The sequence below is a fragment of the Rhizobium fabae genome, assembly GCF_003985135.1.
GTDB lineage: Bacteria > Pseudomonadota > Alphaproteobacteria > Rhizobiales > Rhizobiaceae > Rhizobium > Rhizobium pisi.
Window position 1 is genome coordinate 14477 of the sequence record NZ_ML133661.1, and the last position, 19239, is coordinate 33715.

Genomic DNA, 19239 nt, shown 5'->3' on the forward strand with positions numbered 1-19239 from the left:
TTCTGGATATTTCCCCATGCGCCTGATAAGGAACGGCCTTATTCCCGATGGAGGGCCATATGGCCGAGACCGCAGCAAGCCGCACGGGCAGCGTTTCCCGCAAGACCAACGAGACCTCGATTTCCGTTTCCGTCAATCTCGACGGCACCGGCAAATCGAAGATTTCGACGGGCGTCGGCTTCTTCGATCACATGCTCGATCAGCTTTCGCGACATTCCCTCATCGATATGGAAATCGAGGCCAAGGGCGACCTGCATATCGACGACCACCACACCGTCGAGGATACAGGTATCGCGATCGGCCAGGCGATCTCCAAGGCGCTTGGCGACCGGCGCGGCATCACGCGTTACGCTTCGATCGATCTTGCCATGGACGAGACGATGACCAAGGCCGCGGTCGATCTTTCCGGCCGGCCGTTCCTCGTCTGGAACGTCGCCTTCAGCGCGCCGAAGATCGGCACCTTCGATACCGAGCTCGTGCGCGAATTCTTCCAAGCGCTCGCCCAGAATGCCGGCATCACCTTGCATATTCTCAACCACTATGGTGCCAACAACCACCATATTGCCGAGACATGCTTTAAGGCCGTTGCCCGCGCATTGCGCACGGCGACAGAGATCGATCCGAGACAGGCGGGCCGTGTTCCCTCGACGAAGGGCACGCTCGTCTGAGCCCCTCAAGGGAGTGGCGACAATGACATCGAGCTATATTTTCCTGACGCCGCCCGGCGGTACGAATGCGCCTGCTGACGAGACGCGAACCATCCGCGACGGCTTCACGTTCCTCGGCTTCCTCTTCCCGTGGCCATGGCTGCTGGTTCACCGGTTATGGCTGCATGCTGTCGCAGCTTTTCTGCTGCAGGCAGTGGGCGGTGCACTGATGGATGAGCCGGGCCTCTGGCCGGCAGGAGCGGCAATCATGCTGGGCGTGAATATACTGGTCGGCCTCGAGGGTCAGTATTTCCGTGTCCGCAGCCTTGCCGCCAAGGGTTGGAACGAAGAGGCGCTCATTGCGGCCGATACGATCGGCATTGCCGAGCAGGTCTATTTCTCGGACAGGGCAAACATTGCGGAGCGTGACGGCGCAGCGGCGCCGGCCTGGGAGAACAAATCCCACCCGGACGGCCGCCACGGCCATGCTACCTCGCTCGGTCTTTTCGGTTTTGATGGAGGACGCTGACGATGCGCGTCGCGATTATCGACTATGGTTCCGGCAACCTGCGCTCGGCGACCAAGGCTTTCGAGCGTGCCGCCCGTGAGGCGGGCATCGACGCGCATATCGATCTCACCGACAAGGCGGAGAATGTTGCCGCGGCCGACCGCATCGTGCTTCCCGGCGTCGGCGCCTATGCCGACTGCCGCCACGGCCTCGATGCCGTACCTGATATGGCCGAGGTGCTGATCGAGGCCGTCGAGAAGAAGGCGCGGCCGTTCCTCGGCATCTGCGTCGGCATGCAGCTGATGTCCTCGCGCGGCCTCGAGAAGACCGTGACTAACGGTTTCGGCTGGATTCCCGGCGACGTCGTCGAGATGACCCCCAGCGATCCCACGCTCAAGATCCCGCAGATTGGCTGGAACACGCTCGACCTGAAGCGCGAACACCCGCTGTTCGACGGTATTCCGACCGGGCCGCAGGGACTGCATGCCTATTTTGTCCACTCCTACCATCTTGCCGCCCAGAATTCCGACGATGTCATCGCGACCGTCGACTATGGCGGCCCGATGACCGCCCTCGTCGGGCGCGACAACATGGCCGGGGCACAGTTTCATCCGGAAAAGAGCCAGAAGCTTGGCCTGGCGTTGATCGCCAATTTCCTGCGCTGGAATCCGTAATACCGCCGCCTTATTTTCCCTTTATGGAAATGGCGGAACAGGAGTGCGCTCGATGCCGGCTTCACGGAAATCAGGCAAGATGTTCTATACGCTGCGGCCATCCCGCGAGGGCCTGCCTCCCTTCTCTGACATCCGGCTTCCCGACGGAACGATCATTCGCCGTGTCGACGAAACCATCCATAAAAAAGCGCTTTCCAATGCAGCCAAGGCATTGAAAGAAAGGCTGGACCGATGATCCATGAATTCCTTGCCGGCAACGAGAATTCCCAGCTGCGCGCCAGCGGCATCAGCGCCGGCGATATCGCCGAGGCCGTGCTGGAATTCTATATCGAAGGCGAGGACGATCTGATCGGTCTGCTTGCCTATGCACTCTACGAGAGGCAAAAGCGCGATTTCGTCCTCAGCCATCGCAAACGCAATGCCGGCCGTTCGCCCAACGAGGCCGAGCTTGCTGCCGTCAATAGCAATTATCTCTCGACCGATCTGCGCAACACGCTGCGCGACCGCGCCTCGCAGATTCTTTCGAGCTATGCCGAGACCTATGTGGAGGCGATGGAGCCCGAGATCCGGCTTGCCGCCGTCAACAGCGATGCGCTTCGCCGGGTGCGCGAGATCGAGAAGTCGATGAAGAAGCGCCTCGGCTTTTGGCGCCAGGTCCGCGCCGGCTTTACCGTCACCCTGCTGCTTCTTCTGCTTTTCGGCGCGGCCACCATTGCCGCTGTCTTTTTCCGCTCGGATATCGTAGATGCGTGGAATGCGCTGATGGTACCGACCACTCTACGGACGTAAGACGACATGATCCTTTTTCCCGCGATCGATCTGAAGGGCGGCCAATGCGTCCGCCTGAAGCTCGGTGATATGCAGCAGGCGACGGTCTACAACACCGATCCGGCCGCCCAGGCGAAATCCTTCGAAGACCAGGGTTTCGAATGGCTGCACGTGGTCGATCTCGACGGCGCCTTTGCGGGACATTCGGCCAATGGCGATGCCGTCGAAGCGATCCTGAAGGCGACGAAGAATCCCGTGCAGCTCGGCGGCGGCATCCGCACGCTCTATCATATCGAAGCCTGGCTGTCGCGCGGACTGCGGCGCGTCATTCTCGGCACCGTCGCGGTCAGAAATCCTGATCTGGTCATCGAGGCCTGTCGGAAATTTCCAGGCCATGTCGCCGTCGGTATCGATGCCAAGGGCGGCAAGGTGGCCGTCGAGGGTTGGGCAGAGGCGTCCGAACTCGGCATCATCGAGCTTGCCAGGAAATTCGAGGGCGCCGGCGTCGCCGCAATCATCTACACCGATATCGACCGCGACGGCATCCTGACCGGCATCAACTGGACGTCGACGCTCGAGCTTGCCGATGCCGTCTCCATTCCGGTCATCGCCTCGGGCGGCCTTGCCTCCATCGACGATATCAAGCGCATGCTGCAGCCCGATGCGCAGAAGCTTGAAGGGGCTATTTCAGGTCGTGCGCTTTACGACGGCCGGATCGATCCGGCGGAAGCGCTGGCGCTGATCAAGGCCAGCAGGGCAAAGGAGACCGCGTAAATGACGCTCAAAGCCCGTGTGATCCCCTGCCTCGACGTCAAGGACGGCCGCGTCGTCAAGGGCGTCAATTTCCTCAATCTCGTCGATGCCGGCGATCCCGTCGAAGCGGCGAAGGCCTATGATGCGGCCGGCGCCGACGAACTCTGCTTCCTCGACATCACCGCCTCGTCGGACAATCGCGAGACGATCTTCGATGTCGTGTCGCGTACGGCGGACCAGTGCTTCATGCCGCTGACGGTCGGCGGCGGGGTGCGAACCATCGCCGATATCCGCAAGCTTCTGCTATGCGGCGCCGACAAGGTCTCGATCAATTCGGCAGCCGTCAGCAATCCCGATTTCGTCACCGAGGCGGCCGATAAGTTCGGCGACCAGTGCATCGTCGTCTCGATCGATGCCAAGCGCAGGCGCACGCAGGCGGTCGGCGGCGACAATCTCAGCGCCTGGGAAATCTATACGCATGGCGGCCGCAACGCGACCGGCATCGACGCCATCGAATTTGCCCAGAAGATGGTGGCGCGTGGTGCCGGCGAACTGCTGGTCACCTCGATGGACCGTGACGGCACCAAGGTCGGCTATGATCTGGAACTGACGCGGGCGATCGCCGATGCGGTGCGGGTGCCGGTCATCGCCTCCGGCGGCGTCGGCGATCTCGACGATCTCGTCGCCGGCGTGAAGGAAGGCCACGCCAATGCGGTGCTCGCCGCCTCGATCTTCCATTTTGGAACCTATTCCGTCGGCGAGGCGAAACACTATATGTCGAAGTGCGGCATCGACATGCGTCTCGACTGAACCTTGAAAGCGGACATATGAGTGGATTTTCCCTTTCCGATCTCGAAAGGATCGTCGCAGAGCGATCGAAAGCCTCGCCGGATGAGTCCTGGACGGCCAAGCTCGTGGCCGCCGGCCAGCCGAAAGCGGCAAAGAAGCTCGGTGAAGAGGCGATCGAAGCCGTGATGGCGGCGGTAACAGGCGACCGCGACAATCTGACCTATGAAGCCGCCGATGTGCTCTATCATCTTTTGGTCGTATTGAAGATTGCTGAAATACCGGTAGAGAATGTTATGGCCGAACTTGAGCGCAGAACCGCGCAGTCCGGCCTCAAGGAAAAGGCCAGCCGGCAGAGTTCATGAGTATCGCGACTGAGATTATCGGGGTGCCGGAAACGTTGGATCACTTCCAGTCGGAATCCTATTCGCCCTACCATTTCTTCTCCTCCGAACAATGGGCGAAATTCCGGGCCGATACGCCGCTGACGCTGACCGGCGACGAAGTCAACCGACTGCGCTCGATGGGCGACCCGATCGATCTCAAGGAAGTCAGGCGCATCTATCTCTCGCTGTCGCGGCTGCTTTCGGCGCATGTCGAATCCTCGCAGATGCTGTTCGAGCAGCGCAACCGCTTTCTCAGCCTGTCCGATGTGACGAAGACCCCTTTCGTCATCGGTATCGCCGGTTCGGTCGCGGTGGGAAAATCGACCACGGCGCGTATCCTCAAGGAGCTCCTGGGACGCTGGCCTTCCAGCCCAAAGGTCGATCTCATCACCACCGACGGCTTCCTTTATCCGAACACCGAGCTGCAGCGAAAAAAACTGATGCAGCGCAAGGGTTTCCCGGAAAGCTACGACACCGGCGCCATTTTGCGCTTCCTCTCGGCGATCAAGGCCGGGCGGCCGGATGTGAAGGCGCCCAGTTATTCGCATCTCGTCTATGATGTGCTGCCCGACGAGTACAAGATCGTCGACCGGCCCGACATTCTGATCTTCGAAGGCATCAACGTGCTGCAATCGCGCGACCTGCCGGCCGACGGCAAGATCGTGCCGATGGTGTCCGACTTCTTCGACTTCTCGATCTATATCGATGCCGCGGAAAACCAGATCCACAACTGGTACGTCACGCGCTTCATGCGTCTGCGGGAGACCGCCTTCCGCGATCCGAACTCCTATTTCCATCGCTACGCCTCGATCACCGACGCGGAGGCGCTTGAAATCGCCGAGGATCTCTGGACGAACATCAACCTGAAAAACCTGCGCCAGAACATCCTGCCGACGCGGCCGCGCGCCGATCTGATCCTGAAAAAGGGCAAGGATCATCTGATCGAGCAGGTCGCGCTGCGAAAACTATAGCAGGCGATCATATTCCGGATATCAGACCGAAGGACTGACGCGGCGCAGCGTGAGATTGATGCGGCCGCCATTTTTCAGCAGCGTCGAGGTCGCCGGATGGATGCGGTCGACGCCATGGAAACAAAGCCTCCCCTCGCCGCCCAGCACGACCAGATCGCCGCTCGAAAGCTTGACGGATAGCGTGCTATCATTGCGATTGAGACCGCCGATGCGGAAGAGGCAGCTGTTGCCGAGCGAGACCGAGACGACAGGCGCCTGAAGATCCTGCTCGTCCTTGTCCTGATGCAGGCCCATGCGGGCGTCGTCGGAGTAGAAATTGACGAGGCAGGCCTCGGGTGGCTTGTCGTAGCCTGACACATCGTTCCAGATGTCGAGCAGCTGCTGCGGCATATCAGGCCAAGGCCTGCCGGTTGCCGGATGCGTCGACTGATACCGATAGCCGCGCTCCTTGTCCGTCACCCAGCCGAGCGGCCCGCAATTGGTCATCCGCACGGACATCGGCTTGCCGGTGCCCGGCATGGCAGGCACATAGAGCGGCGCTTCGGCGACGACCGCGCGGATCGCCTCGACCAGGGCTTCCTGGCGGGCGCGATCGAGATAGCCGGGGAGATGGCGGATGCCGTTCAGGAGCTCAGGCATATCAATCGCCGCCGGGGCGGCCGCGCATTTTCTTGACTTCCGAGCGGCCGGATTTTTCCTTCAGGCGGCGCTCGACCGAGCCCTTGGTCGGCTTGGTCTTCTTGCGCGGCGGCGGTGGCGGCTTGGCGGCCTCCAGAATCAGTTCCTTCAGCCGCTCGCGCGCATCCTCGCGGTTGCGGTCCTGACTGCGAAAGCGGCTCGCCTCGATCATCAGCACGCCCTCCTTCGACAAACGTCGGCCGGCGAGTTTGATCGCATTGGCCTTGACGCGCTCATTGAGGGAGGGCGAATTCGCAATGTTGTAGAACAGCTGGACTGCGGTTGAGACCTTGTTGACGTTTTGCCCGCCGGGACCGCCCGCCAGAACGAACTGTTCCGTCAGCTCCCATCCCGCGATGGTAATCCTGTCATCGATGTAGAGCGCGTCGCTGGCCATGCGGCGTTCTATCTCATATCGGCAATGAATTGAAAATATCGGTCGTCAAAGCGAAAACCCGGCAATCCTGCGATGCCGGGTTTCACGTGAGTCAGGGATTTTTCCTGTTATTCGGCTGCGACCTTCACGCCGGGAGCCGCGTCGCGGACGCCGCCATCGACATGACCCTCGAACTTGGCGAAGTTGGCAATGAACATCGAGACCAGCTTTTCGGCCTGCGCGTCATAGGCCGCCTTGTCGGCCCAGGTCGAGCGCGGATCGAGAATGCCGCCGTCGACGCCGTTGACGGAGACCGGCACGGCGAAGCCGAAATTCGGATCCGCACGGAATTCGACCTGGCCGAGCTCGCCGCTCAGGGCGGCGGCCAGAAGGGCGCGCGTCGCCTTGATCGGCATGCGCTTGCCGGTGCCGTAGGCGCCGCCGGTCCAGCCGGTATTGACGAGCCAGCATTCGACGCCGTGGCGGCCGATCAGATCCTTGAGCAGGTTGCCGTATTCGGCCGGGTGGCGCGGCATGAATGGCGCGCCGAAGCAGGTGGAGAAGGTCGCTTCCGGCTCGACGACACCCTTTTCGGTACCGGCCACCTTGGCGGTGTAGCCGGAAAGGAAGTGATACATCGCCTGATCGGGCGTCAAACGCGCGATCGGCGGCATGACGCCGAAGGCATCGGCGGTCAGCATGATGATCGTCTTCGGATGGCCGGCCCGGCCCGTTTCCGAGGCGTTCGGGATGAAATCCATCGGGTAGGCGCAGCGGGTGTTCTCGGTCAGCGATCCGTCGTCGAAATCCGGCTCGCGACGTTCGTTCAGCACGACGTTTTCGAGCACGGTGCCGAAGCGCTGCGTCGTCGCATAGATTTCCGGCTCGGCTTCGGCCGAGAGACGAATGGTCTTGGCGTAGCAGCCGCCTTCGAAGTTGAAGATGCCGTTTTCGCTCCAGCCGTGCTCGTCATCGCCGATCAGCGTACGGGCTGGATCGGCCGAAAGCGTCGTCTTGCCCGTGCCGGAAAGGCCGAAGAAGACAGCCGAATCGCCCTCCGGGCCGACATTGGCCGAGCAATGCATCGGCATCACGCCCTTGGCCGGCAGCAGGTAATTGAGCACGGTGAAGACCGACTTCTTCATTTCGCCGGCATAGGAGGTGCCGCCGATGAGGACGAGGCCGTTGGTGAGGTCGCAGGCGATCACCGTTTCCGACCGGCAGCCGTGGCGCTCGGGATCGGCCTTGAAGCTCGGCAGATCGATGATCGTCAGCTTCGGCACGAAAGCGGGAAGCGCCGCAGCATCGGGGCGGATGAGCAGATTGCGGATGAACAGCGAGTGCCAGGCAAACTCGGTTACGACGCGGGTCGGCAGGGCGTGGCCTTCCTCGGCACCGCCGACGAGATCCTGGACGAAAAGGTCCTTGCCCGCGGCATGCGCCAGCATGTCGTCGCGCAGCAGGGCAAAATGCTCCGGCGAGAGCGGCTTGTTGTTGTCCCACCAGACTTCGCCATCGGTATTCGCGTCGCGAACGACGAACTTGTCGCGCGGCGAACGGCCCGTGTGCTGGCCGGTGATGGCCCGGAGCGCACCCTGAGCGGTCAGTTCGGCTTCACCCCGGCGGATCGATTCCTCATAGAGTGCTGCGGCGGAAAAGTTATAGCGAACGCTGGCTGCGCCGCCCAATCCAACCGTTTTCAGCTCCGTTGCCGGGTTATGAACTCCGAACTTTTCCATGGCTAGTTCCCTTTGCTCAGGCGCATTGCCGTTAACACTAAGCGCGAAAATACGGGGAGAAATTTTAAAACACAAGAGACCAAAATTGAGAAAATCTAGTAATATCAAATAATTAATCGATTTAAATTTATCGCGTTCTTTTTAAATCGTTTGAAAGATCGCGTTGAAACATTTTCCCGCACATCTTCAGATTGCGGTCGAATTTAACAACAATCCTCCCCTTTATCTTTGCCACAATTTGTTCCACCTTTATCCTCCATAAGCGCATCCGGTCACTGAGACCGCCTGGGGACGACCAAAATCCGGGAGATTGCGCACTGATGACGGAGACCAACACCATGCCGACAATCGCGCTCGTTGATGACGACCGCAACATCCTCACCTCGGTGTCGATCGCGCTGGAGGCCGAAGGATACAAGGTCGAAACCTATACGGACGGAGCCTCGGCGCTCGACGGCCTTCTGGCGCGACCGCCGCAGCTTGCGATCTTTGATATCAAGATGCCGCGCATGGACGGCATGGAACTCTTGCGCCGCCTGCGGCAGAAATCGGATATCCCGGTCATCTTCCTCACCTCCAAGGATGAGGAGATCGACGAGCTCTTCGGCCTGAAGATGGGTGCGGACGATTTCATCACCAAGCCTTTCTCGCAGCGTCTGCTGGTGGAGCGCGTGCGCGCGGTCCTGCGCCGCGCCTCGAGCCGCGAAGCCGCAGCCGCCGGCGGCACCAGCCCTGCCGGCACGCCGAAAGCCGGCGCGGTGCAGCAGGCGCGATCGCTGGAACGCGGGCAGCTGGTTATGGACCAGGAACGCCACACCTGCACATGGAAGGGTGAGGCCGTGACGCTGACGGTGACGGAATTCCTGATTCTGCATTCGCTGGCGCAGCGCCCCGGCGTCGTCAAGAGCCGTGACGCGTTGATGGATGCGGCCTATGACGAACAAGTCTATGTCGACGACCGGACCATCGACAGCCACATCAAGCGGCTTCGCAAGAAATTCAAGATGGTCGATACCGATTTTGATATGATTGAAACGCTCTACGGAGTGGGATACCGCTTCCGCGAAGCAGCCTGATGCCTTACGGCGCGGCAAGAGACGATTGAGGGTTGCGGGCCGGTCCATCCGGCCCCGCCCTTTGAAAGGGCCTGTCATTGGCACAATTGGTGCAGGAAAGGGATCTGGACGACGCGGAGGGCCTGAGCAGCCCCCTCGCCCGAGGGCGCCGTTGGTCGCATCCCTTCACGCTGATCCGCCGGATCTTCGGCAATGCCGTCTTTTCGAGCCTGACGCGGCGCATCGTCTTCTTCAATCTCGCCGCGCTGGTGGTGCTCGTCGGCGGCATCCTCTACCTCAACCAGTTTCGCGAAGGGCTGATCGACGCCCGCGCCGAAAGCCTTTTGACCCAAGGTGAGATCATTGCCGGCGCCGTTTCAGCCTCTGCGTCGGTCGATACGAACTCGATCACCATCGATCCGCAGAAGCTTCTCGAACTGCAGGCCGGCCAGAGCATCACCCCGGTGCCGAACGACGAGGATCTCGAATTCCCGATCGATCCCGAGAAAGTCGCCCCGGTTCTGCGCCGGCTGATCTCTCCGACGCGCACGCGCGCGCGCATCTTCGATGCCGACGCCAATCTGCTGCTCGATTCGCGTCATCTCTATTCACGCGGCCAGGTGCTGCGCTTCGACCTGCCGCCGGTCGAGGAGGAGAAGCAGACCTGGAGCGATTGGTTCGCGACCCTGTTCAACAAGGCGCTGCAGCCCGGCAATCTGCCACTCTACAAGGAAGCGCCGGGCGGCGACGGTTCGATCTATCCCGAAGTCATGAACGCGCTGACAGGCGTACGCGGCGCGGTGGTGCGTACGACTGAGAAAGGCGAGCTCATCGTTTCCGTCGCCGTGCCGATCCAGCGCTTCCGTGCCGTACTCGGCGTCTTGCTGCTGTCGACGCAGGCGGGCGACATCGACAATATCGTTCATGCCGAACGGCTGGCCATCATGCGGGTCTTCGGCGTCGCCACCCTCGTCAACGTGCTGCTTTCCCTGGTGCTGTCGTCGACGATCGCCAACCCGCTACGCCGGCTTTCGGCAGCCGCCGTCCGCGTGCGTCGCGGCGCCAAGACGCGCGAGGAGATCCCGGACTTTTCCGCCCGCCAGGACGAAATCGGCAATCTTTCCATCGCATTGCGCGAGATGACGACGGCGCTCTACGACCGCATCGATGCGATCGAGAGCTTTGCGGCCGACGTCAGCCATGAGCTCAAGAACCCGCTGACCTCGCTGCGCAGCGCCGTCGAGACACTGCCGCTCGCCAAATCCGAGGATTCCAAGAAACGGCTGCTCGATGTCATCCAGCACGATGTCCGCCGCCTCGACCGCCTGATCAGCGATATTTCTGACGCCTCGCGTCTTGACGCCGAACTCGCGCGGGTCGACGCCGGCACCGTCGACATGGAAGTGCTGCTGCGTGATCTGATCGATGTGTCGCGCCAGATCAGAGGCACTAAGAAGCAGGTGGAGATCGAATATTCCGTCGAGCGCAAACCGAACGTCAAGGCGCGCTTCGTCGTCAACGGCCACGATCTGCGGATCGGCCAGATCGTGACGAACCTGATCGAGAACGCCCGTTCCTTCGTGCCTGAAAAGGGCGGCAAGATCACCGTGCGGCTGGTGCGTACGCGATCACGCTGCATCACCTATATCGAGGACAACGGCCCAGGCATCCAGGCGGAAAATATCGACCGCATCTTCGAGCGCTTCTATACGGACCGGCCGGAATCGGAAGGTTTCGGGCAGAATTCCGGCCTCGGCCTTTCGATCAGCCGCCAGATCGCCGAAGCCCATGGCGGTTCGCTGAGGGCGGAAAACATCACCAACGGCGAAAACGGGCATGTGTTCGGCGCGCGCTTCATCCTTGCTCTGCCCCTCGATGCCGCCGCATGACGGAAGCCCCGAACATTCACGCGACGGCGATCGTCGTGGGCAGGACCGGACTTCTGTTCAGCGGACCCTCCGGCTGGGGGAAGTCGATGCTGGCCTTCTCCTGCATGACCGAAGCGCGCCGGCTGGGTCTCTTCACGGCGCTTGTCGCGGACGACCAGGTTCTTCTTTCGAAGGAAGCCGGCTCGGTGATCGCCGCATGCCCGCCATCGATCGCCGGGCTGATCGAGCTTCGCGGCACCGGCATCGTCCGGCAGGACCATATCCCCAAGGCGACCATGCATTATGCCGTGCTTCCCGGCAGCGCTTCCGGTGAAAACCGCGTCCCTCCCGAGGGCGAAATCGTCAGCCTTGCGGCCGGTTTTTCGCTTCCCGCATTGCGGTTGCTCACAAACGCCCCCTCGCCCCTTGCGATCCTGATGGCGAAAGCGCCGGATATCGGCGATTAAAGCCTTCAAGATTGGCCAATCTGCCTTATATATTTGCATTTTTATCTTGCACTTCAGCTTTTCATAGCCAAGATGTGCCGCCACCGGTGGACGTCATTGCTGCATTGCGATATCTGGTCCACCGTTTGCGTATATGGGAGCAGTAATATCATGATCGGACTTGTGCTTGTCACTCATGGCAAGCTGGCTGAAGAGTTTCGTCATGCTGTCGAGCACGTCGTCGGTCCTCAGAAATTCATCGAGACGGTCTGTATTGGCCCCGAAGACGACATGGACCAGAGACGGCAGGACATTCTGGCAGCTGTTTCCGGCGCCGACGACGGTCATGGCGTCGTCATTCTGACCGACATGTTCGGCGGCACGCCGTCCAATCTCGCCATATCGGTCATGAGCAGCGGTCATACGGAAGTCATTGCCGGGGTCAATCTGCCGATGCTGATCAAGCTTGCCGGCGTGCGCGGCGAGAACAACATGGAGAAGGCACTGGTGGAGGCTTCCGAAGCCGGGCGGAAATACATCAATGTCGCGAGCCGCGTGCTCAGCGGAAAATAACGGACTTTCATGACGTCGCTCTCCCGGGAACTCCTCATCGTCAACAAGCGCGGCCTTCACGCGCGCGCCTCCGCCAAATTCGTGCAGATGGTCGAGACCTTCGATGCCGCCATCACCGTTTCGAAGGACGGAATGACCGTCGGCGGCACCTCGATCATGGGTCTGATGATGCTTGCGGCAAGTCCTGGTTCGAGCGTTGTCGTCTCCGCGAGCGGCAGCCAGGCCGCGGAAGCGCTGGAGGCCTTGGATCAACTGATCCAGAACAGGTTCGGCGAAGAAATATAAGCGCCGGTCGAATCATATAAACATATAAAGACTTCTTTATATCCTTATTGCCATCCCTCGCGAAGCCTGCTAAACGGCGGGCATGCCGTGCGCTGAAGCGCGTTCGCATCGAACCTGGTTCATGCAATGCGCTTGAGCTCTTTGTCGTTATGCATCTCGCCATACCGGAGCCGCTGCACACTTCCGGGCGACATGCGTTAGCACGCGGCCTATCCGTCGCGCGATCATCTTCGCGCCTGCGCCAATTTTTGAGACGTTTTTCAGCCTGGAGACCTCTATGAGCACTGAAAAAGATTATGTCGTCGCCGACATCGGGCTTGCGGATTTCGGCCGCAAGGAAATTACCATCGCCGAAACCGAAATGCCGGGACTGATGTCCTGCCGCGCCGAATTCGGCCAGGCAAAGCCGCTGAAGGGCGCGCGCATCACTGGCTCGCTGCACATGACCATCCAGACGGCCGTGCTCATCGAAACGCTGGTCGCGCTCGGCGCCGAAGTCCGCTGGGCTTCGTGCAACATCTTCTCGACGCAGGACCATGCCGCTGCCGCGATCGCCGCTGCCGGCGTTCCGGTCTTCGCCATCAAGGGCGAATCGCTCGAAGATTACTGGGTTTATACCGACAAGATCTTCCAGTGGGCCGATGGCGGCCTTTCCAACATGATCCTCGATGACGGCGGCGACGCCACCATGTACATCCTGCTCGGTGCCCGCGCCGAAGCCGGCGAGGACGTGTTGTCCCATCCGCATTCCGAGGAAGAAGAAATCCTCTTCGCGCAGATCAAGAAGCGCCTCGCCGCTTCGCCGGGCTGGTTCACCAAGCAGCGCGATGCCATCAAGGGCGTGACCGAGGAAACCACGACGGGCGTGAACCGCCTTTACCAGCTCAGCCAGAAGGGCCTGCTGCCCTTCCCGGCGATCAACGTCAACGACTCCGTTACCAAGTCGAAGTTCGACAACAAGTATGGCTGCAAGGAATCGCTGGTCGACGGTATCCGCCGCGGCACTGACGTGATGATGGCCGGCAAGGTTGCCGTCGTCTGCGGTTACGGTGACGTCGGCAAGGGTTCTGCCGCTTCGCTCTCCGGCGCCGGCGCCCGCGTCAAGGTCACCGAAGCCGATCCGATCTGCGCCCTGCAGGCCGCGATGGACGGTTATGAAGTCGTGCTGCTCGAGGACGTCGTTTCCTCGGCCGATATCTTCATCACCACGACTGGCAATAAGGACGTCATCCGCATCGACCACATGCGGGAAATGAAGGACATGGCGATCGTCGGCAATATCGGCCATTTCGACAACGAAATCGAAGTTGCTGCGCTGCGTAACCTCAAGTGGACCAACGTCAAGCCGCAGGTCGACCTGATCGAATTCCCCAAGGGCAACCGCATCATCCTTCTTTCCGAAGGCCGCCTGCTCAACCTCGGCAATGCGACGGGCCACCCGTCCTTCGTGATGTCGGCCTCCTTCACCAACCAGACGCTGGCCCAGATCGAGCTCTTCACCAAGCCCGGCCAGTATTCCAACCAGGTCTATATCCTGCCGAAGCATCTCGATGAAAAGGTCGCACGCCTGCATCTCGACAAGCTCGGCGTGAAGCTCACTCAGCTTTCTGAGGAACAGGCTGCCTATATCGGCGTCTCGCCGAAGGGCCCGTTCAAGTCCGACCACTACAGATATTGATCTGACCATCAATATCCACAAGATGTAGAAGCCGCGGCATTGACAAATGCCGCGGCTTATTTTTTGGGCGCTCCCTTCCCGCCGATTCCCTTCCGAAGTATTGTTTTAAGACTTGATTCGTGACGCCGGACCCAGTCCGACCGTCCCGAAAATGGGATGTCTTGTCGTAATGCGGCACATTGAAGGACGGAGACATACCGCGGATGTCGGAAATGAAAAGCAGCCTGCCCGGTCAGGCGGATGACGGCGCTCGCGCCAGTCGCCGCCCGCTCACGGCAGGCCAAGAACATAAATCTGCAACGGCACACGAGGCCGCAGAGCAAGAGCATGGATCATTGGCGCGCTTCCTGAAAACCTGCGCGGCCGGCACGGCGCTTTCTGCGCTGGCTCGGCCGGTTCTGGCACAGGCGGAGCAGCAGGCGGCGGCCTCGGCTCACCTCTTCACATCCTCCCAGGTCGTCGGCGTTTCCGTCGTCATCGGCGTCATCTCGGCAGCCCTGCTTTCGACGCTATGGCTCGTGCGCCAGCGCGGCAACCTGGAAAACGAGAGCCGGGAAATCCGCTCGGCGCTTTCCGATGCCCAGCAGCGCATTTCGCAATACCAGGCCCTGATCGCCGACAAGAACCGGCGGATCGTCATCTGGGACGGCAATGCCCGCCCTGAGCTTCTGGGCCAGCTTCCACCCGAGACCGGGGCGCCGCAGGACGGTGAATTCCTCGCCTTCGGCCTCTGGCTGAAGTCACGCTCGGCTTCCGAGCTGGAAAAGGCAATCGATCGGCTGCGCGACGAGGCGCAGAGTTTCGATATGGTGGTCGAAACCATTCGCGACGAGATCCTCGAAGCGCAGGGCCGGGTTTCTGGCGGGCGCGCCTTCGTCCGCTTCGTGGCGCTCAACAATCTGCGCGCCGAGCTCGCCGAGCTCAGGATCGAGCGCGACCGGCTGATGACCTCGATTTCAGCCTTCCAGACCATGCTCGACGCGATCGACATGCCGGCCTGGCAGCGCGACCCGGGCGGCCGCCTCACCTGGGTCAACCAGGCTTACGGCGAGGCCGTCGAAGCGCGAACGCCGCAGCAGGCGATCAATGAAGGCCGGGAAATGCTGACGACCGTGGCGCGCGAACGCATTCGCGCGACGACGACGCCGGAATCACCCTTCCACGACACGATCTCGACCGTGGTGCGCGGCAATCGCACATTTTTCGACGTCGTCGACGTCAAGGTGCCCGGCGGCTCGGCCGGTATCGCGATCGATGTGTCCGACATTGAGGCGGTGCGCGCCGAACTGGAACGGACGCTGAAGAGCCATGCCGAAACGCTCGACCATCTCGCCACTCCAGTCGCCATCTTCGACGGCGACCGCCGGCTGCAATTCTACAACCAGGCCTTCGTCGCCCTTTGGGAGCTGGATATCGCCTTCCTCGAAGGCCGCCCCGACAATAGCGAGCTGCTCGAACGGCTGCGGGCAGCCAAGAAGCTGCCGGACCAGCTCAACTGGAAAAGCTGGAAGGAAGCGGCCCTTTCTGTCTATCGCGCGCTCGACACGCAATCAGACCTCTGGCACCTGCCGAACGGACAAACGCTGCGGGTCTTTGCGACCGCTCACCCGCAGGGCGGCGCTACTTGGGTGTTCGAAAACCTGACCGAACAGGTCGATCTCGAAACGCGCTACAACACGCTGGTCAAGGTGCAGGGCGAAACGATCGACCATCTCTCCGAAGGCGTGGCGGTGTTCGGTCCCGATGGGCGCATCCGGCTGTCGAATCCGGCCTTCCGCGCGCTCTGGGGGATCACGGAAACCGAAGCCAAGCCCGGCACGCATATCCGTGCGCTCGGCGAAGCCTGTGCGCCGTCCTATGATCGGCCGGATGGCTGGAAGGCCTTCGCCGAACTGATCACCAGTTTCGACGACGAGCGCCGCTCGGGCCAGGGCACCCTGGAACTCTTCTCCGGCCTCGTGCTCGACTATGCCGTCATCCCGCTGCCAAACGCCCAAACCATGCTGACCTTCGTCAACATGACCGACAGCGTGCGCGCCGAACGCGCGCTGACGGAGAAGAACGAGGCGCTGCGCAAGGCCGACGAGTTGAAGAACGACTTCGTGCAGCATGTATCCTATGAGCTGCGTTCGCCGCTGACGAATATCATCGGCTTCACCGATCTCCTGCGCACGCAGGGTGTGGGGCCGCTGAACGCCCGGCAGGCCGAATATATCGATCACATCTCGACCTCGTCTTCGGTTCTGCTGACGCTCGTCAACGATATTCTCGACCTTGCGACCGTCGACGCCGGCATCATGCGGCTCAACTATGCGGAGATCGACCTCAACGACCTGCTCGACGACGTTTCGATGCAGATCGCAGATCGCCTCCATGAAAGCGGCGTTGCGCTGGAGATCACCGCGCCCGCCTATCTCGGCTCGATCGTCGCCGATCCGCAGCGGCTGAAGCAGATCCTTCTGAAACTTCTTTCCAATGCGGCGAATTTTTCGCCCGAAGGCACTTCGATCTCGCTGGAATGCCATCGCGAAGGCACGGATTTCGTCTTTTCCGTCAGCGATCGCGGTCCCGGCATCTCGCCTGACATGATCACCACCGTCTTCGACCGCTTCGCGACGGGGGCGAAAAGCGGCAAACGCGGCGGCGCCGGCCTCGGCCTTTCGATCGTCGACAGCTTCGTCAGCCTGCACCATGGCGATGTGACGATCGATAGCGAGCCGGGCAAGGGCACGACCGTCGTTTGTCGCATCCCCTCGGTCGATATCCCGCATTCCGCCGCCGCCGCCGAATGACGACCGGCGATACGATCTCGCTTTTTCTGGAAGACGAGGCGGCGACCGACCGCCTCGGCAACGATCTGGCGCTTGCGCTGAAGGCTGGCGATTGCCTTGCTCTCTCCGGCGATCTGGGGGCTGGAAAATCCTCGCTCGCGCGTGCCTTTCTGCGCACGATGGCCGATGACGAGGGACTTGAAGTCCCGAGCCCGACCTTCACACTGGTGCAATCCTACGATCTGCGCATCCCGGTTTCGCATTTCGACCTCTATAGGCTCGGCGATCCCTCGGAACTGACGGAACTCGGCTTCGACGAGGCCTTGCAGAACGGCATCTGCCTCGTCGAATGGCCCGAGATGGCCGAAAGCGAGTTGCCTGAAACACGCATCTCGTTGCGACTTGAACACGAAGGCGCCGGCCGTCGCGCGACGATCGAGGCCCCTGAAAAAATCACGGCCCGTCTCCGTCGCGTGCTTGATATCCGCAGTTTTCTTGCCGATGCCGGCTATGGAGAGGCCAAGCGGCGGTTTCTTATCGGGGATGCGTCGCTGCGCGCCTATGAATCCGTCTATCCCAAGAAGGGCGAACGCAAGATCCTGATGGATTGGCCGCCGCTGCCGGACGGGCCTCCGGTTCTGGATAGCAAACCTTACCCCAAAGTCGCCCATCTCGCGGAAAACGCTTATCCCTTCGTGGCGATCGCCAATGTTTTGCGCGAGCGGGGTTTTGCCACGCCGGAGATTTACAAGGTCGACTATAACAAGGGTATCCTGCTGATTGAGGACCTCGGCAGCGAAGGCGTGCTCGATAACGACGGACGGCCGATTGGCGAGCGTTATCGGCAAAGTGTCGCCTGCCTTGCACATCTCCATTCCATGCAGATTCCGCAGGATATTCCGGTTTCATCAACGCATACGCATCACATTCCGGATTTCGATCGCACGGCGATGAAGATGGAAGTGCGGCTCGTGCTCGACTGGCATATTGCCTGGAAGCGCGGCACGGCACCATCGGATGCCGAACGGGAAGAGTATTTGGCGATCTGGGACCACCTGATCGATGAGCTGCAGTCGGCTGAAACGAACCTTCTGCTGCGTGATTTCCATTCGCCCAATATCATCTGGCGAGACCGTGAAAACGGCATCCGCAAGGTCGGCATCATCGATTTCCAGGACGCCATGATCGGGCCGACCGCCTATGACCTTGCCTCGATCGTCCAGGACGCGCGTGTCACCATCGAGCCGGATCTCTTCCGGCAGCTGATGGACGATTACCGCACCCTCCGTCACGCGCAGGGCGGTTTCGACGAAGCAGGATTCATGAAGGCATGGGCCATCATGTCGGCGCAGCGCAATTGCAAACTTGCCGGCCTCTGGGTGCGCCTGTTGCAGCGCGACGGCAAGCCCGGCTATATGAAACACATGCCGAGGACGCTCTCCTATCTGAACGTCGCGCTTGAGCATGAAGCGCTTGCCCCCTTGCGCGATTGGTGCGCAAGGGCTGGAATAGGCCAGAGCGAATCATAAGTTTCGGATCAGGATGACCATCAGACAAGCCATGGTACTGGCCGCGGGTCTCGGGACCCGCATGCGCCCGATCACCGACACGATCCCGAAGCCGCTGGTGAAGATCGACGGCAAGCCGATGATCGACTATGCGCTGGATTCGCTGGTTGCGGCCGGCGTCGAACGGGCTGCCGTCAACGTTCACCATCATGCCGACCAGATGCTTCACCATCTTGGAAATTACCGCGGTCTCGACATCGTCATATCAGACGAGCAGGACGCTCTGATGAATTCCGGTGGCGGACTGGCGAAGGGCCTCGCACTGCTGACCCGCGACAGCGTCTTCGTGATGAACGCCGATCTCTTCTGGATCGGCGAACTGCCGGGGCGGCCGACCAACCTGCAGCGCTTAGCCGGATTCTTCGACGCCGAGCGCATGGACATGGCGCTGCTTTGCGTCAAAATCGAAGATACGACGGGTCACAACGGCAAGAACGACTTCAGCCTTGCAGCCGATGGCCGGCTGACGCGTTATCGCGACGATCCCACCAATCCCGTCGTCTACGCCGGAGCGATCGTCATGAACCCGTCGCTGCTCGACGATGCGCCGAAGGATGCCTTCAACCTCAATATCTATTTCGACAAGGCGATCGCGCGCGGGCGGCTTTTCGGCATGGTGCTCGAAGGCCACTGGCTGACGGTGGGAACACCGGAGGCGATCGGCGAAGCAGAGGAAACGATCCGTCGGCTGCGGGCGTTCGCGTAGGCT

General features: G+C 61.1%; 21 protein-coding genes. 18 read left to right on the plus strand and 3 right to left on the minus strand.

The window, feature by feature from the left end; translation table 11 throughout:
• Window positions 1–59 precede the first annotated feature (59 nt).
• Genes hisB through coaA form a run of 9 tightly spaced genes read left to right on the plus strand, consistent with a single transcriptional unit; the run spans window position 60 to window position 5493 of the window.
• Window positions 60–668, plus strand: a complete 609-nt coding sequence (gene hisB, locus EFB14_RS28190) for an imidazoleglycerol-phosphate dehydratase HisB (RefSeq protein WP_003583306.1) — start codon at window positions 60–62, stop codon at window positions 666–668.
• A gap of 22 nt (window positions 669–690) precedes the next feature.
• Window positions 691–1176, plus strand: coding sequence for a DUF2628 domain-containing protein (locus tag EFB14_RS28195; protein WP_126829798.1), 486 nt, complete (start codon window positions 691–693; stop codon window positions 1174–1176).
• Window positions 1177–1178: 2 nt separating this feature from the next.
• On the plus strand, window positions 1179–1829 hold the full coding sequence (gene hisH, locus EFB14_RS28200; protein ID WP_126829800.1) for an imidazole glycerol phosphate synthase subunit HisH: 651 nt from the start codon (window positions 1179–1181) through the stop codon (window positions 1827–1829).
• A gap of 52 nt (window positions 1830–1881) precedes the next feature.
• On the plus strand, window positions 1882–2064 hold the full coding sequence (locus EFB14_RS28205) for a hypothetical protein (RefSeq protein WP_126829802.1): 183 nt from the start codon (window positions 1882–1884) through the stop codon (window positions 2062–2064).
• Window positions 2061–2618: a hypothetical protein gene (locus tag EFB14_RS28210; RefSeq protein WP_126829804.1), complete on the plus strand. Its 558-nt coding sequence runs from the start codon at window positions 2061–2063 to the stop codon at window positions 2616–2618. The genes EFB14_RS28205 and EFB14_RS28210 overlap by 4 nt, the downstream gene beginning before the upstream one ends.
• 6 nt (window positions 2619–2624) lie before the next feature.
• Window positions 2625–3371 carry a 1-(5-phosphoribosyl)-5-[(5-phosphoribosylamino)methylideneamino]imidazole-4-carboxamide isomerase gene (gene hisA / locus EFB14_RS28215; protein WP_126829806.1) on the plus strand — a complete coding sequence of 249 codons (747 nt, stop codon included), beginning with the start codon at window positions 2625–2627 and terminating at the stop codon, window positions 3369–3371.
• Window positions 3372–4160, plus strand: coding sequence for an imidazole glycerol phosphate synthase subunit HisF (hisF, locus tag EFB14_RS28220; RefSeq protein WP_126829808.1), 789 nt, complete (start codon window positions 3372–3374; stop codon window positions 4158–4160).
• A 17-nt stretch (window positions 4161–4177) separates the two neighbouring features.
• Window positions 4178–4501: a phosphoribosyl-ATP diphosphatase gene (locus tag EFB14_RS28225; protein WP_126829810.1), complete on the plus strand. Its 324-nt coding sequence runs from the start codon at window positions 4178–4180 to the stop codon at window positions 4499–4501.
• On the plus strand, window positions 4498–5493 hold the full coding sequence (coaA, locus tag EFB14_RS28230) for a type I pantothenate kinase (protein ID WP_126829812.1): 996 nt from the start codon (window positions 4498–4500) through the stop codon (window positions 5491–5493). Before EFB14_RS28225 ends, coaA begins: the two co-directional genes overlap by 4 nt.
• A 21-nt stretch (window positions 5494–5514) precedes the next feature.
• On the opposite strand, the gene EFB14_RS28235 is transcribed toward coaA, so the two are convergent.
• The 3 genes from EFB14_RS28235 to EFB14_RS28245 all read right to left on the minus strand — a co-directional run bounded on the left by EFB14_RS28235 (window position 5515) and on the right by EFB14_RS28245 (window position 8286).
• On the minus strand, window positions 5515–6132 hold the full coding sequence (locus EFB14_RS28235) for an alpha-ketoglutarate-dependent dioxygenase AlkB family protein (protein ID WP_126829814.1): 618 nt from the start codon (window positions 6130–6132) through the stop codon (window positions 5515–5517).
• Between the two features lies 1 nt (window position 6133).
• Window positions 6134–6568 (minus strand): alternative ribosome rescue aminoacyl-tRNA hydrolase ArfB, encoded by a 435-nt coding sequence (arfB, locus tag EFB14_RS28240; protein ID WP_126829816.1) that lies wholly within the window; start codon window positions 6566–6568, stop codon window positions 6134–6136.
• 107 nt (window positions 6569–6675) lie between these two features.
• Window positions 6676–8286, minus strand: a complete 1611-nt coding sequence (locus EFB14_RS28245; RefSeq protein WP_126829818.1) for a phosphoenolpyruvate carboxykinase — start codon at window positions 8284–8286, stop codon at window positions 6676–6678.
• Between the two features lie 338 nt (window positions 8287–8624).
• On the opposite strand from EFB14_RS28245, the gene EFB14_RS28250 reads away from it, so the two are divergent.
• The 9 genes from EFB14_RS28250 (at window position 8625) to EFB14_RS28290 (ending at window position 19236) form a co-directional block, all read left to right on the plus strand.
• On the plus strand, window positions 8625–9362 hold the full coding sequence (locus EFB14_RS28250) for a response regulator transcription factor (RefSeq protein ID WP_208661913.1): 738 nt from the start codon (window positions 8625–8627) through the stop codon (window positions 9360–9362).
• A gap of 77 nt (window positions 9363–9439) precedes the next feature.
• Window positions 9440–11230: a sensor histidine kinase gene (locus EFB14_RS28255; RefSeq protein WP_126829822.1), complete on the plus strand. Its 1791-nt coding sequence runs from the start codon at window positions 9440–9442 to the stop codon at window positions 11228–11230.
• Window positions 11227–11676 (plus strand): HPr kinase/phosphorylase, encoded by a 450-nt coding sequence (locus EFB14_RS28260; protein ID WP_126829824.1) that lies wholly within the window; start codon window positions 11227–11229, stop codon window positions 11674–11676. The genes EFB14_RS28255 and EFB14_RS28260 overlap by 4 nt, the downstream gene beginning before the upstream one ends.
• A gap of 150 nt (window positions 11677–11826) precedes the next feature.
• On the plus strand, window positions 11827–12228 hold the full coding sequence (locus EFB14_RS28265) for a PTS sugar transporter subunit IIA (RefSeq protein WP_088675366.1): 402 nt from the start codon (window positions 11827–11829) through the stop codon (window positions 12226–12228).
• 9 nt (window positions 12229–12237) lie between these two features.
• On the plus strand, window positions 12238–12513 hold the full coding sequence (locus EFB14_RS28270) for an HPr family phosphocarrier protein (RefSeq protein WP_125849649.1): 276 nt from the start codon (window positions 12238–12240) through the stop codon (window positions 12511–12513).
• Between the two features lie 277 nt (window positions 12514–12790).
• On the plus strand, window positions 12791–14191 hold the full coding sequence (ahcY, locus tag EFB14_RS28275) for an adenosylhomocysteinase (protein WP_126829826.1): 1401 nt from the start codon (window positions 12791–12793) through the stop codon (window positions 14189–14191).
• Window positions 14192–14394: 203 nt separating this feature from the next.
• The gene (locus EFB14_RS28280) at window positions 14395–16983 is read left to right on the plus strand and encodes a sensor histidine kinase (protein WP_126829828.1); all 2589 of its coding nucleotides are present in this window, start codon (window positions 14395–14397) and stop codon (window positions 16981–16983) included.
• Complete coding sequence (tsaE, locus tag EFB14_RS28285) at window positions 16980–18491, plus strand: tRNA (adenosine(37)-N6)-threonylcarbamoyltransferase complex ATPase subunit type 1 TsaE (protein WP_126829830.1); 1512 nt, start codon at window positions 16980–16982, stop codon at window positions 18489–18491. The genes EFB14_RS28280 and tsaE overlap by 4 nt, the downstream gene beginning before the upstream one ends.
• Window positions 18492–18504: 13 nt before the next feature.
• Window positions 18505–19236, plus strand: a complete 732-nt coding sequence (locus EFB14_RS28290) for a nucleotidyltransferase family protein (RefSeq protein WP_126829832.1) — start codon at window positions 18505–18507, stop codon at window positions 19234–19236.
• Window positions 19237–19239 lie beyond the last annotated feature (3 nt).

What these genes read in the sequence shown, in the direction of transcription:
- hisB (WP_003583306.1), top strand. Translation starts at nt 60, where the DNA reads ATGGCCGAGACCGCAGCAAGCCGCACGGGCAGCGTTTCCCGCAAGACC.
- EFB14_RS28195 (WP_126829798.1), top strand. Translation starts at nt 691, where the DNA reads ATGACATCGAGCTATATTTTCCTGACGCCGCCCGGCGGTACGAATGCG.
- hisH (WP_126829800.1), top strand. Translation starts at nt 1,179, where the DNA reads ATGCGCGTCGCGATTATCGACTATGGTTCCGGCAACCTGCGCTCGGCG.
- EFB14_RS28205 (WP_126829802.1), top strand. Translation starts at nt 1,882, where the DNA reads ATGCCGGCTTCACGGAAATCAGGCAAGATGTTCTATACGCTGCGGCCA.
- EFB14_RS28210 (WP_126829804.1), top strand. Translation starts at nt 2,061, where the DNA reads ATGATCCATGAATTCCTTGCCGGCAACGAGAATTCCCAGCTGCGCGCC.
- hisA (WP_126829806.1), top strand. Translation starts at nt 2,625, where the DNA reads ATGATCCTTTTTCCCGCGATCGATCTGAAGGGCGGCCAATGCGTCCGC.
- hisF (WP_126829808.1), top strand. Translation starts at nt 3,372, where the DNA reads ATGACGCTCAAAGCCCGTGTGATCCCCTGCCTCGACGTCAAGGACGGC.
- EFB14_RS28225 (WP_126829810.1), top strand. Translation starts at nt 4,178, where the DNA reads ATGAGTGGATTTTCCCTTTCCGATCTCGAAAGGATCGTCGCAGAGCGA.
- coaA (WP_126829812.1), top strand. Translation starts at nt 4,498, where the DNA reads ATGAGTATCGCGACTGAGATTATCGGGGTGCCGGAAACGTTGGATCAC.
- EFB14_RS28235 (WP_126829814.1), bottom strand. Translation starts at nt 6,132, where the DNA reads ATGCCTGAGCTCCTGAACGGCATCCGCCATCTCCCCGGCTATCTCGAT.
- arfB (WP_126829816.1), bottom strand. Translation starts at nt 6,568, where the DNA reads ATGGCCAGCGACGCGCTCTACATCGATGACAGGATTACCATCGCGGGA.
- EFB14_RS28245 (WP_126829818.1), bottom strand. Translation starts at nt 8,286, where the DNA reads ATGGAAAAGTTCGGAGTTCATAACCCGGCAACGGAGCTGAAAACGGTT.
- EFB14_RS28250 (WP_208661913.1), top strand. Translation starts at nt 8,625, where the DNA reads ATGCCGACAATCGCGCTCGTTGATGACGACCGCAACATCCTCACCTCG.
- EFB14_RS28260 (WP_126829824.1), top strand. Translation starts at nt 11,227, where the DNA reads ATGACGGAAGCCCCGAACATTCACGCGACGGCGATCGTCGTGGGCAGG.
- EFB14_RS28265 (WP_088675366.1), top strand. Translation starts at nt 11,827, where the DNA reads ATGATCGGACTTGTGCTTGTCACTCATGGCAAGCTGGCTGAAGAGTTT.
- EFB14_RS28270 (WP_125849649.1), top strand. Translation starts at nt 12,238, where the DNA reads ATGACGTCGCTCTCCCGGGAACTCCTCATCGTCAACAAGCGCGGCCTT.
- ahcY (WP_126829826.1), top strand. Translation starts at nt 12,791, where the DNA reads ATGAGCACTGAAAAAGATTATGTCGTCGCCGACATCGGGCTTGCGGAT.
- EFB14_RS28280 (WP_126829828.1), top strand. Translation starts at nt 14,395, where the DNA reads ATGTCGGAAATGAAAAGCAGCCTGCCCGGTCAGGCGGATGACGGCGCT.
- tsaE (WP_126829830.1), top strand. Translation starts at nt 16,980, where the DNA reads ATGACGACCGGCGATACGATCTCGCTTTTTCTGGAAGACGAGGCGGCG.
- EFB14_RS28290 (WP_126829832.1), top strand. Translation starts at nt 18,505, where the DNA reads ATGACCATCAGACAAGCCATGGTACTGGCCGCGGGTCTCGGGACCCGC.